Origin of the sequence: Streptomyces sp. NPDC088910 (assembly GCF_044749865.1) — a bacterium.
Classification (GTDB): domain Bacteria; phylum Actinomycetota; class Actinomycetes; order Streptomycetales; family Streptomycetaceae; genus Actinacidiphila.
The window spans coordinates 188,245-203,843 of record NZ_JBIVIV010000002.1 but is presented as its reverse complement, the minus strand read 5'-3'; the positions used below and the strand labels follow the sequence as shown (position 1 = coordinate 203,843).

Annotated in this window: 16 protein-coding genes and 1 pseudogene; 6 read left to right on the top strand and 11 right to left on the bottom strand. The window is 71.3% G+C overall.

Going from position 1 to position 15,599, the window contains the following annotated elements; all coding sequences use genetic code 11:
- The first annotated feature begins 56 nt into the window (after positions 1-56).
- The 4 genes from ACIP4Z_RS05500 to ACIP4Z_RS05485 are packed head-to-tail and all read left to right on the top strand — an operon-like array spanning position 57 to position 3,808.
- The gene (locus ACIP4Z_RS05500) at positions 57-581 is read left to right on the top strand and encodes a hypothetical protein (protein WP_401305280.1); all 525 of its coding nucleotides are present in this window, start codon (positions 57-59) and stop codon (positions 579-581) included.
- Positions 574-1,644, top strand: a complete 1,071-nt coding sequence (locus ACIP4Z_RS05495) for an efflux RND transporter periplasmic adaptor subunit (protein ID WP_401305278.1) — start codon at positions 574-576, stop codon at positions 1,642-1,644. Before ACIP4Z_RS05500 ends, ACIP4Z_RS05495 begins: the two co-directional genes overlap by 8 nt.
- Positions 1,641-2,582 (top strand): ABC transporter ATP-binding protein, encoded by a 942-nt coding sequence (locus tag ACIP4Z_RS05490; RefSeq protein WP_401305276.1) that lies wholly within the window; start codon positions 1,641-1,643, stop codon positions 2,580-2,582. The genes ACIP4Z_RS05495 and ACIP4Z_RS05490 overlap by 4 nt, the downstream gene beginning before the upstream one ends.
- On the top strand, positions 2,579-3,808 hold the full coding sequence (locus ACIP4Z_RS05485; RefSeq protein ID WP_391042295.1) for an FtsX-like permease family protein: 1,230 nt from the start codon (positions 2,579-2,581) through the stop codon (positions 3,806-3,808). The genes ACIP4Z_RS05490 and ACIP4Z_RS05485 overlap by 4 nt, the downstream gene beginning before the upstream one ends.
- A 58-nt stretch (positions 3,809-3,866) precedes the next feature.
- Here the strand turns inward: ACIP4Z_RS05485 and ACIP4Z_RS05480 are convergent, their stop codons facing one another.
- The 3 genes and pseudogenes from ACIP4Z_RS05480 to ACIP4Z_RS05470 all read right to left on the bottom strand — a co-directional run bounded on the left by ACIP4Z_RS05480 (position 3,867) and on the right by ACIP4Z_RS05470 (position 6,812).
- Positions 3,867-4,328 (bottom strand): PPOX class F420-dependent oxidoreductase, encoded by a 462-nt coding sequence (locus tag ACIP4Z_RS05480; RefSeq protein WP_355336536.1) that lies wholly within the window; start codon positions 4,326-4,328, stop codon positions 3,867-3,869.
- A gap of 303 nt (positions 4,329-4,631) precedes the next feature.
- Positions 4,632-6,317 (bottom strand): annotated as a pseudogene (locus ACIP4Z_RS05475) (MDR family MFS transporter); the annotation flags it as partial.
- A gap of 12 nt (positions 6,318-6,329) precedes the next feature.
- The gene (locus ACIP4Z_RS05470; protein WP_355336535.1) at positions 6,330-6,812 is read right to left on the bottom strand and encodes a MarR family winged helix-turn-helix transcriptional regulator; all 483 of its coding nucleotides are present in this window, start codon (positions 6,810-6,812) and stop codon (positions 6,330-6,332) included.
- Positions 6,813-7,075: 263 nt separating this feature from the next.
- Between ACIP4Z_RS05470 and ACIP4Z_RS05465 the strand changes: the two genes are divergently transcribed.
- On the top strand, positions 7,076-7,261 hold the full coding sequence (locus ACIP4Z_RS05465) for a hypothetical protein (protein WP_355336534.1): 186 nt from the start codon (positions 7,076-7,078) through the stop codon (positions 7,259-7,261).
- A gap of 200 nt (positions 7,262-7,461) precedes the next feature.
- Here the strand turns inward: ACIP4Z_RS05465 and ACIP4Z_RS05460 are convergent, their stop codons facing one another.
- The 6 genes from ACIP4Z_RS05460 to ACIP4Z_RS05435 form a co-directional block, all read right to left on the bottom strand.
- Entirely contained in the window at positions 7,462-8,310 is an 849-nt protein-coding gene (locus ACIP4Z_RS05460) for a hypothetical protein (protein WP_401305273.1), read from the bottom strand.
- Between the two features lie 53 nt (positions 8,311-8,363).
- Positions 8,364-9,206: an RNA polymerase sigma factor SigF gene (locus ACIP4Z_RS05455; protein ID WP_093712083.1), complete on the bottom strand. Its 843-nt coding sequence runs from the start codon at positions 9,204-9,206 to the stop codon at positions 8,364-8,366.
- Between the two features lie 167 nt (positions 9,207-9,373).
- The gene (locus ACIP4Z_RS05450; RefSeq protein WP_391042301.1) at positions 9,374-10,195 is read right to left on the bottom strand and encodes a SigB/SigF/SigG family RNA polymerase sigma factor; all 822 of its coding nucleotides are present in this window, start codon (positions 10,193-10,195) and stop codon (positions 9,374-9,376) included.
- A 256-nt stretch (positions 10,196-10,451) separates the two neighbouring features.
- Entirely contained in the window at positions 10,452-10,745 is a 294-nt protein-coding gene (locus ACIP4Z_RS05445) for a Dabb family protein (protein ID WP_401305270.1), read from the bottom strand.
- Positions 10,746-10,828: 83 nt separating this feature from the next.
- Positions 10,829-10,993: a hypothetical protein gene (locus tag ACIP4Z_RS05440; protein WP_188284483.1), complete on the bottom strand. Its 165-nt coding sequence runs from the start codon at positions 10,991-10,993 to the stop codon at positions 10,829-10,831.
- Between the two features lie 252 nt (positions 10,994-11,245).
- On the bottom strand, positions 11,246-13,264 hold the full coding sequence (locus ACIP4Z_RS05435) for a phospholipase C (protein WP_401305268.1): 2,019 nt from the start codon (positions 13,262-13,264) through the stop codon (positions 11,246-11,248).
- Between the two features lie 267 nt (positions 13,265-13,531).
- Between ACIP4Z_RS05435 and ACIP4Z_RS05430 the strand changes: the two genes are divergently transcribed.
- Entirely contained in the window at positions 13,532-14,671 is a 1,140-nt protein-coding gene (locus ACIP4Z_RS05430) for a Fic family protein (protein ID WP_355336530.1), read from the top strand.
- Here the strand turns inward: ACIP4Z_RS05430 and ACIP4Z_RS05425 are convergent.
- Both ACIP4Z_RS05425 and ACIP4Z_RS05420 read right to left on the bottom strand, forming a co-directional pair.
- Complete coding sequence (locus ACIP4Z_RS05425) at positions 14,646-15,254, bottom strand: histone deacetylase (protein WP_401305266.1); 609 nt, start codon at positions 15,252-15,254, stop codon at positions 14,646-14,648. The two genes, ACIP4Z_RS05430 and ACIP4Z_RS05425, sit on opposite strands and share 26 nt — an antisense overlap.
- A gap of 3 nt (positions 15,255-15,257) precedes the next feature.
- Positions 15,258-15,500: a hypothetical protein gene (locus ACIP4Z_RS05420; protein ID WP_401305264.1), complete on the bottom strand. Its 243-nt coding sequence runs from the start codon at positions 15,498-15,500 to the stop codon at positions 15,258-15,260.
- Positions 15,501-15,599: the final 99 nt, after the last annotated feature.

Below are 15,599 nucleotides of genomic sequence, written 5' to 3'. Positions count from 1 at the left end.
GATGGACTGTCCGGGACGAGCGGCACCACGGGGTGCCGCGCCGAAAGGACGACACCATGTTCCTTACGAAGCAGCGCCGGCGCCTGCTCGGGTCCGTGGCCGCGGTACCGCTGACGATCGTGCTCCTCGGGGCCTGCGGCGGCGGCACCGACGGCGGAGGCACGGCTGACACCGGCAAGCCCACCGCCAAGACGAAGAGCTTCGAGGACTGGCAGCTCGCCTTCTCCACGTGCATGCGCGACGAGGGCATCGACTTCCCCGACCCGGGCAAGGGCGGCCTCGCCGTCACCGAGTCGCAGGACGCCTCGGAGATGGCCGCGCTGGAGAAGGCCAGTACGAAGTGCCGCGGGACGCTCGGCGACCCGCCGCCCGTACCCGGCATGGAGAACAAGACGGACGAGCAGTTGCAGGAGGACGCGCTCAAGAGCGCCAAGTGCTTCCGCGACAACGGCGTGGACGTCCCCGACCCCGGCAAGGGCGTCATCGGCCTGACCGTCCCGCAGGACGCGCCCAAGGACGTGGTCGCCAAGTGCGCGAGCGGCGGCAACGCGGACATGGGGGGCGTGCGCCCCAATGGCTAGGAAACGCTTCGCCGTGACCGGCGCCGCCCTCGCGGTCGTCCTCCTGCTCGGGGGCGGCGGCGCCGCCGGGATCTACGCGTACGGCAGTGACCGCTCGCCCGCGACCGCCAAGGAGACCCCGCACGTCGAGACCGCGCCGGTCGAGCGCGGCACGCTCACCGGTACGACCAAGAACTCCGGCACCCTCGCCTTCGCCGTCGCGCGCGACATCGCGGGCGGCCTGGACGGCGTGGTCACCCAACTGCCCGCCACCGGCACGCGGATCAGGCTCGGCCAGCGGCTCTTCGCGGTCGACAACGTGCCGGTGTTCCTCTTCCGCGGGCCGCTTCCCGCCTGGCGCGCCTTCCGCGCCGGGATGGACGACGGGCCCGACGTCAGGCAGTTGGAGCGCGGCCTCGCCAAGCTCGGGTACTTCGGCCTCGCACCCGACGAGAAGTTCACCGCGCGCACCGCGGAGGCGGTCCGCGCCTGGCAGAAGGCCACGGGCCAGCGCCGTACCGGCACCGTCGAACTCGGCCGCGTCGTCTTCGTGCCGGGGGACGTACGCGTCGCCGCCGTGAAGGTGTCCGTCGGCGACCGGCTCGGCGCGGGCGCGCCGGTCCTCGGCATCACGGGACTCGACAAGAAGGTGGACGTCGACCTCAAGCTCGCCGATCAGCAACTGGCCGTCGTGGGCGGCAAGGTGACCATCGACCTGCCCTCGGGCACGTCCACGAAGGGCACGATCACCGGTGTCGGGGTGCCCACGGAGAAGGAGGGCGGCACCGGCAAGGCCGTGGTGATCCCCGTCGTCGTCTCGCTGGCCGACCCCGCCGCGGTGGGCGCGCTCCAGCAGGCGACGGTGACCGTCAACTTCCCCTCGGCGAAGCGCGAGCACGTGCTGTCCGTACCCGTCGGCGCCCTCCAGGCCCTCGACGGCGACCGGTTCGGGGTCGAGGTCGTCGGACCCGACGGCAGGACCACGCGCGTCCCCGTGAGGACCGGCCTGTTCGCGGGCGGCCGGGTGGAGATCTCCGGCGACGGCGTCGCCGAGGGTCAGAGGGTCGTGGTGCCGGGACTGTGAGCGACACCAGGGAACTCAGCGGCGGCCGCGACGAGTTCGGCGGCGGCGACAGCGGCGACAGCGGCGACAGCGTTGGCATCGTCGTACTGCGCGATGTCGAGCGCGGTTACGGCGAGCCTCCGGTACTCGCGTGCGCGGGAGTGAGCCTGACCGTGCGGAAAGGCGAACTGGTCGCGCTCGTCGGCCCCAGCGGCTCCGGCAAATCGACCCTCCTCAACCTGATCGGGACCCTCGACCGGCCCACCGCGGGCTCGGTCGCCATCGAAGGGGCGGATGTGAACGACCTCTCCGACCGTGCCCTGTCCGCCTTGCGCGCGCACCGGATCGGCTTCGTGTTCCAGCAGTTCCACCTGGCCGACGGCGTCACCGCGCTCGACAACGTGGCCGACGGGCTGCTCTATTCGGGCGTCCCCCGCTCCGAGCGGCGCGAGCGCGCGCGGGCCGTCCTCGACCGCGTCGGGCTCGCCCACCGCCACGACCACAAGTCGAACCAGCTCTCCGGCGGCGAGCGGCAGCGCGTCGCCATCGCACGCGCCGTGGTCGGCGACCCGCCGCTGCTCCTCGCGGACGAGCCGACCGGCAACCTCGACTCGGCCTCCGGCGCGGGGGTCGTCGAGCTCCTGCACGAGATCAACGCCCAGGGCACCACCGTCCTGGTCATCACTCACGACGCCGAGCTGGCCGCCCGCCTGCCCCGCCGGATCGCCATCCGCGACGGACGAGTCCTGTCGGACTCGGGCCCGGCCGGGGCGTCCACAGCGCCCCGGCCTGCCGGAGCGGCCGAAGCGGCCGTGTCTGCCGGAGCTGCCAAAGCGGCCGGAGCTGCCAAAGCGGCCGGAGCGGCCGGTGGTGCGGGAGCCGTTGGGGACAGCGGGCCCTCCGGGGGAGTGGCGCGAGGGGCGTCCTCTGTCGCCTCCGGCGAAAGGGCGTCGGCGTGAGCGCCCAGGCCACGGCGGCGGCCTCTCCACCGCGTCCGGGCCGGAGGCCGCCCCGCTCGCGCCTGCTCGGCCGCGACCTGCTGCGACTCGGCACGGTCGGGCTGCGCACCCGTCCCGCCCGCGCGCTCCTCTCGGCGCTGGGCATCGCGATCGGCATCGCCGCCATGATCGCCGTCGTCGGCATCTCCGCGTCGAGCCAGGCGAAGCTCAACGCCCAACTCGCCAAGCTCGGTACGAATCTGCTGACCGCGCAGGCGGGCAAGAGCCTCTTCGGGCAGGACACGAAGCTGCCGCAGGACACGATCGCGAAGGTCGGCCTCCTGGACGGCGTCGAGAGCACCAGCGGCTACGGCGACCTCAGCGTCCCGGTGTACCGCAGCCACTTGTCCGACAAGGACGCCACCGGCGGCATCACCGCCCGCGCGGCCGACCTCCGCCTGATCGGCACCGTGGGCGCCAGACTCGCGGCCGGATCGTGGCTCAACGCCGCCACCGCGAAGTTCCCCGCCGTCGTCCTCGGCTCGAAGACCGCCGAGCGGCTGGGAGTTGTCTCCCCCGGCTCCCAAGTGTGGCTGGGCGACCGGTACTTCACCGTGGTCGGCATCCTCGAAGCGGTGCCGCTCGCCCCGGAGCTGGACACCTCCGCACTGGTCGGCACCCCCGTCGCGCGCTCGCAGTTCGGCTACGACGGCAGCCCGACCGTGGTGTACGAGCGCTCGGCGGACGCGGCCGTGGACTCCGTACGCTCCCGCCTCGGCCGTACGGTCAACCCGCAGGCGCCCGACGAGGTCACCGTGTCCAGGCCCTCCGACGCGCTCGCCGCGAAGAACGCCGCCGACCAGGCGTTCACCGGGCTGCTCGTCGGGCTCGGCTCCGTGGCCCTCCTCGTCGGCGGCATCGGCGTGGCCAACACGATGATCATCTCCGTGCTGGAACGCCGCCGCGAGATCGGGCTGCGCCGCGCGCTGGGCGCCACCCGCCGCCATATCCGGGCGCAGTTCCTCGCGGAGGCCCTGCTGCTCTCGGCGCTCGGCGGCGTCCTCGGCTCGGCCCTCGGCGTCGCGGTGACGGCGGGCTTCGCCGTCATCAAGGGCTGGCCGCTGTCGGTGCCGCCGGTGACCCTGCTGATCGCGGTCGGCGCGACCTTGTTCATCGGCGCGGTGGCCGGGCTCTACCCGGCGATCCGCGCCGCCCGCACCCACCCGACCGCCGCCCTGAGCGGCTGAGGGCAACGACCGCTCAGGGCGCGGGAGTCGGAACCCCCGACGGGACGGGGAGTGCGCGCTACGCCAGCCGGGCCGGGAAGCCGCCGGTGGCGATGGGGCCCCACCGCTCCGGGGTGACGCGGATCAGGGACTTGCCCTGCCGCACCATCGCGGAGCGGTACTCGTCCCAGTCGGGGTGCTCGCCCGAGATGTTGCGGAAGTACTCGACCAGCGGCTCGACGGACTCGGGGCTGTCGATGACCTCGGCGGTGCCGTCGACCTGCACCCAGGGGCCGTTCCACTCGTCGGAGAGGATCACGAGCGAGGCGCGCGGATCGCGGCGGGCGTTGCGCGTCTTGGCCCGCTCGGGGTAGGTCGACACGACGATCCGGCCGGAGTCGTCGACCCCGCAGGTGAGCGGGGACGCCTGCGGGCGGCCGTCGGAACGGGTGGTGAGCAGGATCGCGCGGTGCCGCGGGCGCACGAACTCCAGCAGCTCATCCAGCGTGACGGACGTATTCGTGGCGATGTTGGGAGCCATGCCAGCACCCTATGTCGGGCACCCGCGGATGCGGCCGCAGGCGCCTTCGGCCGTACGCCGAAACGGCGTCCGACGAGAGGGGGCGGGCCGCCGTGCCGTGACATCGGCTCCGGCGGCACGCCCTTCGTGCTGGGTCCCGGTGGACGGCCTCGGCCGTCCCCTGCTCCGGCCGTCCTCCGGGACCCGGTCCCGTCCGCCGCCCTGGACCTCTCCGCTGTGGGAACAGGACAGTCGGCCGGGAGTTCCTGCGGGCCGGGTGACCGGCCCTCCCGGTTACCGGGTCTGGTCGCCCGACCGGTCCCGGACGGCTTCCGCCTCGGGCGTACCCGTCTGGGTGGCGGCGATGTCCGCCGCGCCGGTCTCGGCCGCCGCCAGCTCCGCGACGGCGACTTCCGCCGCCCGGCCCGTACCCGCCTCAGCCTGCTGCAAACCGCTGCGGGTGCGCAGGGCGGTCTCCTTGACGAAGATCACCAGCAGGAAGGAGAGCAGGGCGAAGGGCGCGGCGTACAGGAAGACGTCGCCGATGCCGTGGCCGTACGCGCTCTCCACGATCCCCCTGACGGGGGCGGGCAGTTGCTCGACATCCGGGATGCCGCCGCCGGTCCCGGCGCCGGTGATGTGGTGGTCGGCGAGGCCCGTGGTGACGAAGTGCGTGACGCGGTTGCCGAGCACCGCGCCGAGCGCGGTGACGCCGACCGCGCCGCCCAGCGAGCGGAAGAAGGTGACCAGGGAGCTGGCCGAGCCGAGGTCCGCGACGGAGACCTGGTTCTGCACGGCGAGCACCAGATTCTGCATCATCATGCCGACGCCGAGGCCCAACAGGGCCATGTAGACGGCGACTTCCCAGTACGGGGTGTCGTTGCGGATCAGGCCGAGGGTCGCGGAGCCCGCGGTGAGCAGGACCGCGCCGGAGACCAGGAACGCCTTCCAGCGGCCGGTGCGGGTGATGATCTGGCCGGAGACGGTCGAGGCGATGAACAGGCCGCCGATCAGCGGGATCGTCATGATGCCGGACATCGTCGGGGTCTTGCCGCGGGCGAGCTGGAAGTACTGGCTCAGGAAGACCGTGCCGGCGAACATCGCGATACCGACGAAGAGGCTCGCGATCGAGGTGAGGGTGATCGTCTTGTTGCGGAACAGCCGCAGCGGGACGATCGGTTCGGCCGCGCGGGTCTCGGTGTAGACGAACAGCGCGCCGAGCACGAGGGACAGCGGCACCATCACGTAGCTCTGCCAGGACACCCACGCGTAGCTCTCGCCGGCGAGCGAGATCCACACCATCAGCAGCGAGACGGCCGCGGTGATCAGGAAGGCGCCGGTCCAGTCGATCCGCACCTTCCGCTTGACCACCGGCAGGTGCAGCGTCTTCTGGAGCACGACCAGCGCGGCGACGGCGAACGGCACACCGACGTAGAAGCACCAGCGCCAGCCGAGCGTGGAGTCGACGATGACACCGCCGATCAGCGGGCCGCCGACGGTCGCGATGGCGAAGGTCGCGCCGAGGTAGCCGCTGTAACGGCCGCGCTCCCGGGGCGAGATCATCGCGGCCATGATCACCTGCGACAGCGCGGACAGACCGCCCGCGCCGACGCCCTGGACCAGGCGGCAGGCGATCAGCATGCCGGGGTTGGTGGAGAAGCCGGCCACGATCGAGCCGACCACGTAGATCACCAGCGAGAGCTGGATCAGCAGCTTCTTGCTGAACAGGTCGGAGAGCTTGCCCCAGATCGGGGTGGTCGCGGTGACCGCGAGAAGCGAGGCGGTGACCACCCAGGTGTACGCGCTCTGCCCGCCGCCGATGTCGGCGAGTATGCGGGGCAGGGCGTTGGAGACGATCGTGGACGACAGGATCGCCACGAACAGACCGAGCAGCAGCCCGGACAGCGCCTCCATGATCTGCCGGTGCGACATGGGCGCGGATTCCTGGCCGCCGTGGCCCGGTTCCGGTGCCTGCCCGTCCCGCTTGCCGGCCTGGGTTGTTGTTGCCATCTTCAGTCCTCTTCAGCCCGTCTGGGCGCGCGATATGTGGTGGGCGCCGCCGCGCGAGGCGGCGGAGCGGCAGTCGCCGAAGCTGTCACGCAGCCGGGCGAGCAGTTCGGAGAGCCGGGCCACGTCGGCGTCCGGCCAGTCGGCCAGATGGTCGGCGACCACGGCGGCGGCCCGGTCGGACGAGGACCGCAGTGTCCGCGTGCCGTGTTCGGTGAGCCGCAGCAGCCGTGAGCGGCGGTCCAGCGGGTCAGGGGCCCGGTCGATCCAGCCGCGCTCGACGCCGAAGGCGACATGACGGCTCGTCACGGACATGTCGACGTCGAGGAGTTCGGCGAGCCTGCTCATCCGCAGCTCGCCGTGGCGGTCGAGGGCGCCGAGCACCATGACCGCCGTGAGCGGGGTCTCGGGCGGCAGCCCCCGGGCGATCTCGCGGCTGACGACGAAGGTGGTGCGGAGCTGGTGTGCGAGTTCCACGCACTGCTCGCGGTCCGCCATGCGACGGTCACCTGTCCTTCCGCTGCGGGAGCTGCCTGTGAGTCCGCTGTGATCTTTGGTTGCCTGAAGCAACTGTAAAGTAGTTGGTTGTGCCAGACAAATTCTTTGCCCGGAATCGCGGCAAAGATTCAGCAAAGGAAACGCCTGTATCCGCCCAAGAGGTACGTGTCCGGGTTGCCTGAACGGCTCGGGCCGGAGGCCGTGTGGCCGCCGGGCGGGCCGGGGGTGCGGGCCCTTCCGTCGAGACGCTAGGGTCAGGCGGCATGTCGAACCCTGAGAACAACTACGACCCGGCCGGCAACACCCAGATGTTCCGTGCCTTCGTCGACGAGCAGCCGCCCGCCGCCGAGGTGCAGCGGGCGCAGGGCCGCAGCAAGGTCGGCCTGGTGATCGGTGTGATCGTGGCGGTGGCCGTGGTCATCGGAGTGGTCGCGCTCGCGATGCGCTGACCGCCCGGCCTGCCCGTCCCTACGCAGCAGGATGTGCCAACGGGGGCATATCGCCACGGATGTCCGTGGACAGGTCGGCAGGCAGGTCGGTGGGCAGGTCCGTGGACGGGTCTTGACGGGTCCGTTGTCGGGGCTGTCCTTGGGTCCACGGGCGGATCGGGGGACAGGCCGGGACCGGGTCGGCGTCAGGACGGCGCCGGTCAGGACAGCGTGACGTCCCTGGTCTCGATGTGCATGCCCAGCGGCACCCGCCAGGCGTCCACGCACAGGTCCCAGGAGGCGGTGCGCGACGCCCCGCCCGCCAGCGGCACCGGCACGGGCTTCGCCGTCTCCACGGTTGCCCAGTCGATGCCGAGCCCGCCGATGATGTGGGTGCCGAAGGTGACCGTGCCCGCCGTCACCGGCAGACCCCCGGCGTTGGTGAAGGTGACGGCGACCTTCTCGCACCAGCGGTCCGCGTCCGCCGTACGCGTGGGCGCGCTCACGGTCAGCCGCGCGGCCGTCGGCGGCGCCGTCGTGGCCCCGCCGGACCCGCCGGACCCGCCGGCCCCGCCGGACCCGCCGCCCGAGCCCGTACCGCCCGGTCCCGTACCGCCTGAACTCGTACCCCCTGAACCCGTGCCGCCGCCCGTAGCCGAGCCCGGTCCCGTACCGGAGTCCGTGCCGCCGCCCGCTTGGGCCGTCGAGCCGCTGGCCGGTCCGCCGGGGGTCGTGGGGGTCCCGTGGGGCGAGGAGGGTGTCCGGGGCGCTCCGGAGGAGGGTGTACGCGGCCCCGTGCCGGTGTCCGTGCCCGAGGGCGTACGGGACGGCTTCGCGGCGCCGGGGGCCGGGCCGTCGAGCGGGACCAGGACCACGTCGCCGTCCGGGGGGACGTCGTGGGGAGCGCTCGGGGAGGGGCCGACGCCGCCGATCGCGACATGGCCGGTGGTGCCGCCGCCCGCGCAGCCGGTGGCCATGACGAGCAGGCCCAGCGCGGCGAGCGCCGGAGCCGTGGTGCGCAGCAGTGCTTGGGTCTTCCTCAACGCGACGTACGAGACCAACGCGACCATCACGTCAGTTTACTGACGGGGTGTCAGGTCGTCATCACCCCGTCAGTGCCACCTCATGCCTCTGCGGTGAGGCCGTCACGGAGCTGTGCGAGGGTGCGGGTGAGCAGCCGGGAGACGTGCATCTGGGAGATGCCGACCTCCTCGCCGATCTGCGACTGCGTCATGTTCGCGAAGAACCGCAGCATAATGATCTGCCGTTCGCGCGGCGGCAGTTGGGCCAGCAGCGGCTTGAGCGACTCGCGGTACTCGACGCCTTCGAGCGCGGTGTCCTCGTAGCCGAGGCGGTCCGCGAGGGTGCCCTCGCCGCCGTCGTCCTCGGGCGGCGGGGAGTCCAGCGAGCTGGCGGTGTACGCGTTGCCCACCGCGAGGCCGTCGACGACGTCCTCCTCCGACACCCCGAGGCAGACCGCCAGTTCGGCGACCGTCGGCGACCTGTCCAGCTTCTGGGAGAGGTCGTCGCTGGCCTTGGTGAGCGCCAGCCGCAGTTCCTGGAGGCGGCGCGGGACCCGGACCGACCAGGAGGTGTCGCGGAAGAATCGCTTCACCTCACCGACGATCGTCGGCATCGCGAAGGTCGGGAACTCCACCCCGCGCTCGCAGTCGAAGCGGTCGATCGCCTTGATCAGGCCGATCGTGCCGACCTGGACGATGTCCTCCATCGGCTCGTTCCGACTGCGGAAGCGAGCGGCTGCATACCGCACGAGTGGCAGATTCAGCTCGATGAGCGTGTCACGTACATAGGTGCGTTCCGGGCTGTCCACCGGCAGTTCCGCGAGGCGCAGGAACAGCGATCGGGACAGCGTGCGGGTGTCGATGGCCTCGCCGTGAAGAGCATCGTGCGGTGCGGTCGCCGTGTCGGGCTTGAGCACCTTGGGACTGCCCACCTGTACGGACATGCCACCCCCTTGAGGTCGCGGACGGGTGTCGCGAGCGACGGTTGTTCCTCCACTGGAATACCGGAGGCCGGCTCGCGACAAACGCGGTACCCGCAGAATGTCACATGTCGGCAACACGCTGTAGCGCCATGTCGACATATCCGTGCAGGTGACTTAATCCTCTTCAGCTACGCTTCGAGCTGGTTTGCGGACCTCAGCCGCGCGAAGCTCCGGGACAGCAGACGGGACACGTGCATCTGCGAAACCCCCAGTTCCGCACTGATCTGGGACTGCGTCAGGTTGCCGAAGTAGCGGAGCAGCAGGATTCGCCGCTCCCGCTCGGGAAGCTGGACCAGAAGATGGCGGACGAGGTCGCGGTGCTCGACCCCTGACAGCGCCGGGTCCTCGTAGCCGAGCCGGTCGAGCAGCCCCGGCGCCCCGTCGCCCTCCTGCGCCGCCTCCAGTGAGGTCGCGTGGTAGGCGCGGCCCGCCTCCAGGCACGCCAGCACCTCCTCCTCGGCGAGCTTGAGCCGCTCGGCGATCTCGGCCGTCGTCGGCGACCTGCCGTGCAGCACGGTCAGGTCCTCGATCGCGCCGCTCACCTGGACCCACAGCTCGTGCAGGCGACGCGGCACGTGCACGGTCCGCACGTTGTCCCTGAAGTAACGTTTGATCTCGCCGACGACGGTCGGCATCGCGAAGGTCGGGAACTGCACGCCGCGCTCCGGGTCGAACCGGTCGATCGCGTTGATCAGGCCGATCGTGCCGACCTGGACCACGTCCTCCATCGGTTCGTTGCGGCTCCTGAAGCGGGCCGCCGCGTAGCGCACCAGCGGCAGATTCACCTCGATCAGCGCGGCCCGCACCCGTGCGTGCTCGGGGGTGCCGGGCTCCAGCTTGGTGATCTGCTCGAAGAGCACCTGGGTGAGCGCTCTCGCGTCCGCCGCGTTGGCACTGGGCGTACGGGTTCTGCCTCGGGGATACGTTGTTGACGCCGTATGGGCCGACACCGGCACACCACACCCCTTATCGGTCCACTCATCCGGCAAAAGCGGTCATAGCATCACAATTCATGTCCGCTTTGTGCAAGCACCGCATATTGCCGTGTTGTACGAACCGGCGGCCCGGAAGTCCCCCGTCCGGCGGTGTGAATCCGGAGCGAAGGGTGCGCGGAGGTGGCGCGCGAGGGGGCTCAAAGGGCGCGAAAACGCCCCCCGCGGGTCGGCGGGGGGCGCGTGAACGCTCGTCGTGCGCTCGGCCGGGAGGTCAGATCTCCAGGTCCGCGATCACCCAGGTGGCGAACTCCGACCAGAGCGCGACGGCCGCCCGGTGCTCCGGGTGTTCGAGATACGCCGTCAGCGCCGCCGCGTCCGCGACGGTGGAGTTGATGGCGAAGTCGTAGGCGATCGGGCGGTCCGTGATGTTCCAGCCGCACTCCCAGGAGAGCGTTTCCGGCACCTTCTCGCCGAGCTCGGCGAAGGCCCGCGCGCCCGCCTGGACACGCGGTTCTTCCTGCCGCACGCCCTCGTTGAGCCTGAACAGGACCAGATGCCGGATCATGGGACTCCCTCGCCGCCGGCATGCCGCCGCGTGCCGCTGGGTACTGGTGGTGCGCCGCCGGAGCGGCCGGGACGGCCCGCTGGTCAGTTGGCCAGGTCGTGCATGAACTTCCCGATGCTCTTCGCGGCGTTCGATATGCCCTGGAAGCCTACCTGGACGAGATCAGCGGCTCGGGCCGGCTGATTGATGATCGTGTAGAGGATGAAGATCACCAGTACGTACATGGTGATCTTCTTCGCCTGCGCCATGCGCCTTTGCCCTCCCCAGCCCGCAGCCCGCACCGACGGTCACAAGTGTGCAATCACGGAAGTCTATCCATCAGATGGCGTAATCAGACGGCCTGTTGTCCCAATCATCCTCTTAGAAGATGAAGGTCGGGCTCGGGTTTGCGGCAGGTCCGGAGCGTGGGATCGGCCTGTCGGCACCGCTTGCTGCCGCTTGCCGCTGCTTACCGCCCCTTGACCTCGCTTTGCCGTCGCTTTGTTTCCGGCCGCCGACCGTCACGTCCTGCGGCGCCGGAGCAGCAGCAGCCATGTGCCGCCCGCCGCCGCCAGCAGCACCACCAGGGCGGACCCGCCGGCGATCTCCGTGCCGGTCAGCCGGGCGTCCCGCCCCGAGGCGGTGGGCGCGCCCGTACCCGGTCCCGCCGTCGTGGCGTCCGCGGCCGACGCCGCGCCCCTGCTCGTACCGCTGCTGGTACCGCTGCTCGTACCCGTGGTCGTACCGCTGCTGGTACCCGTGGTCGTACCGCTACTGGTACCCGTGGTCGTACCGCTCGCCGTACCGCCCGACGCGCCTTCCGGGAGCGGGGTCCTGCGGCCGGGCGCCACTCGTACCGGCACGGTCTTCGCGACCGAGCCGTCCGCGCTCAGCAGCACCGCGCGCTGCTGGGGCCGGGCGAAGTCGAACATCGGGTCGAGCGGGTGCGCGGTCGCGTCGAAGGAGCCGTCGCCGATCCGGCCCGTACCCCAGTTGTCCTCGATGAAGCGCAGGACGGACGACTGGGTGGTCAGCGCGTGCTCGACGTGATCGCGCCGGGTGTAAGGGGACACGACCAGCAGCGGCAGCCGGGGTCCCGGACCGCAGCGGTCGAGGTAGCCGCCTGCCGCGGGCGGGCCGTCGGCGCACATCGCGGTGTCCGCGCCCGCGTCGGTGGAGCCGTTGGTGATCGCGGCGGCGACCTGGTCGTACCAGCCGTCGGAGTCGTCGTACGCCACGATCACCGCCGTGCTCGCCCACTGCGGCGACCGCTGGACCGCGTTGATCTCGCGGACCAGGAAGTGCTGCTCGTCCAGCGGGTCGGAGTAGCCCGCGTGCCCGTCCTGGTACTCGGCCGCCTTCAGGAACGACACCGCGGGCAGATTCCCGGCCGCGAGCGCCGTGTCGAAGTCGGTCAGGTCGTACTGGTGGTTGGCCCGGTCCTGGCGGCCGATCATCGCGGCGGACGTCGGCGGCAGGTGGTGCGGATTCGCCGTCGACTCGTAGTACTGGAACGGCTCGTGGTGCGGCGAGTAGTCCACCGACGCGTTGCCGCCGACATTGGCGTGGGTCGCGCCGCAGACCGCCGTGCCGCCCGGCGAGGACGTCGGCGCGAAGCCGCCCTGGAACCAGCCCCAGCTCACGCCCTTGTCGTTGAGCAGGTCCCCGACGTTGCGGCCGCGCATCGCGGTGAGCTGGCCGCTCGCGGTGTGGTTGTTGTCCGAGCAGTCGTCGTACGCCGGGTCCGGGTCGGTGACGACCGTGCCGACCCCGGTCGTGGGGTCGGGGCTGCGTACGGTCGTGGACCGCTCCACCGGGACCTGCTCGCCGGTCTTCGGGTCGATCGAGACGCCGCCGTGCGTCTGCCCGGAGACCAGGCCGAGCGCGCCGGGCGTGGAGGGGCCGAAGACGTCGCCGAAGCTGTTGTCGCCCAGCGTGTAGTTCTGGGCGTAGTTCCACAGCGCGGTGACGGTGTTCCCGTCGAAGTAGTCCATCGTCAGGCCCGGACTCCCGTACAGGCCCGAGCACTTGTCGCTGCTCGTGTGCTGCACGAATTGGTCCATCGCGCCGCCGTCGTACGCCTGCTGCTCGGGCGTGTAGCTGTGGTTCTGGTCGCAGGTGAGCGCCTGCGACGGGCTCAGGCGGCGCGGCTGGTACTGGTTCGGGTTGTGCGTCAGCAGCCGGGAGCCGTCGCTGAGCAGATTCACCGGGGCCGGGGTGCCGGGGGCGGCAGTGAAGCGCGTGCCGTCGGTGTTCGCGGCCTTCGGATACGTACCGAAGTAGTGGTCGAAGGAGACGTTCTCGTCGAAGATGACCACGACGTGTTTGACCGGCGTGGCCGTCGCGGCCTCGGGTCCCGGAGCGCCGGACGCCCCCGGCGCCACGGCCAGCACGGCGGCGGCGGTCAGGGCCGTCGCGGCCAGCGCGATCCGCCCCCGGTGGGCGTGTCCGCGGTGCGCGTACCCCTGGTGTGCGTGTCCCTGGTGTACGTGTCCGCGCCGGACCCGCCCTCGGCTTCTCGTCCGCTCAGCCAGGTCCATGCTCCCGATCCCACCTTCGCTCTCGTGCCGCCCACACCAGACATATCAGGACACACCGACCGTCGCGCCGTCTTCGTCGATCCGCCCTTCGGTGAACGCGACCCCGACTCCGTACGAACGTACGGAGTCCGCCCCCCAAGGGGAACGCCCCCGCCCGCCCCGGCCGCCCCCCGCGCGACGAGATCAGGCCACCCCGGCCAGCCCCGCGAGGTAGGTCGTGTTGAGGGACGGTTTGACGTATTGACGGGATGATGGTGTCATTGCGTCATGTTGTATGAAACGCCTGGCCTGGACGACGTGGATGAGCGGGTCCTCGGTGAGATCGAGGGGATGCGCGACCGCCTCCGGCTCCACCTGCGGACGCCGCGCCGTTGGGAGGGGCAGCTCCGCCGCAATCTGACAGCGCGGGCGATCGCCGGCTCGAACACGATCGAGGGATACGCGGCGAGCGTCGCCGATGTCGAAGACATCATGCTCGGCGAGGCGCCGATCGAGGCCGACCAGACGGTCTCCGCCGAGATCGAGGGCTACCGGCAGGCCATGACGTACATCCAGCGACTGACGGACGCCGGGCCGGACTTCGCCTACGGCAAGGGTCTGCTCAACGGTCTGCACTTCATGATGCAAGGCCACCACCTGCTCAAACGTCCGGGCTGGTGGAGGTCCGGTGCGGTGTACGTGACCTCACCCGAGGACCCGACCATCGCGGCCTACACCGCGCCTGACGCCGACTCGGTGCCGGATCTCATCGCGGAACTGGTCGTCTGGCTCAACGAGGGCGACCTGGAAGCACCCGCTCTGGTGCGAGCCGCGATGGCGCACCTCAATCTCGTCGCGATCCACCCCTGGGCGGACGGAAACGGCCGGATGTCCCGCGCGCTCCAGACCTTGGTCCTGGCGCGGGAAGGGATCGTCGCGCCGGAGTTCTCCAGTATTGAGGAGTGGCTGGGCCGGGCCCGCAACACCTATCGCTACTACGACGTACTGGCGGAGGTCGGCGGCCCGGTCTGGACGCCGGACCGGGACACCCGCGCCTGGGTCCGGTTCTGCCTGCGCGCCCACCATCAACAGGCCCAGGCCGTACAGCGGCAGGTCGAGACCACCCGCACGGTGTGGTCCGCGCTTGAGGAGGCCGTCGAGCGACAAGGGCTGCCCGAGCGCACGCTGTACGCCCTGTACCCGGCCCTGATGGGAAACCGGGTCCGGCGGGCGACGTACCAGGCGGACGCGGAGTTGAGCGAGCAGCAGGCCCAACGTGACATCCGTGAACTCGTCAGGGCGGGATGGCTGTCGGCCCACGGTGAAGCGCAGGGGCGCTACTACGCACAGGGCCCCGGGGTGCCGGAGGAGATCGTTCGCGGAGTACGTGATCCGCGACCGCTCATCGAGCCGTACTCCGCGACGTGAGGCCCGCGAGGTAGGTCGTGATCGCTTCGGGGGGCCAGGTGTGGGCTTCGCGGAGGCCCGCGGCGAGGTGGGCGAGGTAGGCGGGGGACGGGGGGACCGACCGGGCGTCGGGGGCGTGCCAGGGGGCGGTGAAGGTGAGGAGGGGGTGGGTTTCGAGGTCGCCGAGGTGGAGGAGGGTTTCGTAGCGGCCGGGGCCGAGGCGGTCGCGGCCCTCGGCGAGGACCCGGGTGAGGTCGAGGTCGTGGCCGGGGGCGGCGTACATCTCCTGGGCGGCGATGTCCGAGAACTGACCGAGGGTCAGGAGGTGGGCGCGGGCCCAGGCGCGACCGGGGGCCAGCGGGTCGTAGAAGGCGCGTCCGCCGTGCCAGACCGGCGACCAGGTGGCGAAGTACACCGTCCCCGGCAGCTCGATCCCCACTGAGCGCTCCGGCATCCGCGGGTCGCGGCAACCGGGATACGTACGCCCGCCGCCGTCCGCGGTGTCCTGGGCCGTGCCGCCCGTCAGGTAGCAACGCAGGCGCGCCAGCGACATGTTGGAGCCGTACGACACGTACCAGACCAGGCGCTTCGACGTGGCGGGCATCGGTTACGGGCGGGGGGTCGTCGGTTCCGTCGCGGGCAGGCCGCGCGGGAGGACGTCGGGGAAGAGGCCGAACCTCGGTTCGCCGTCGCCGGGTTCGAGGGCCTGGGGATTGCGCCGGTGCGGGCGCGAGGCGCGGGCCGCGTCACCCGGCACCGCGAGGAATTCGTCGTGCGTCGACCACCCCGGCCACCGCGGCGCGCCCGGAGCCGCGCCTTCGCCGGTCGTGGCGTTCACGGGGGAGGGCATGGCTCCGATTCTACCGGGGGAGCGGGCCGGGTTTACTGAGTAACCGCTGGTCACTGAAGAGGTGAGGCTCGGGAGCAGTGATGTCCCAGCTTCCTACTG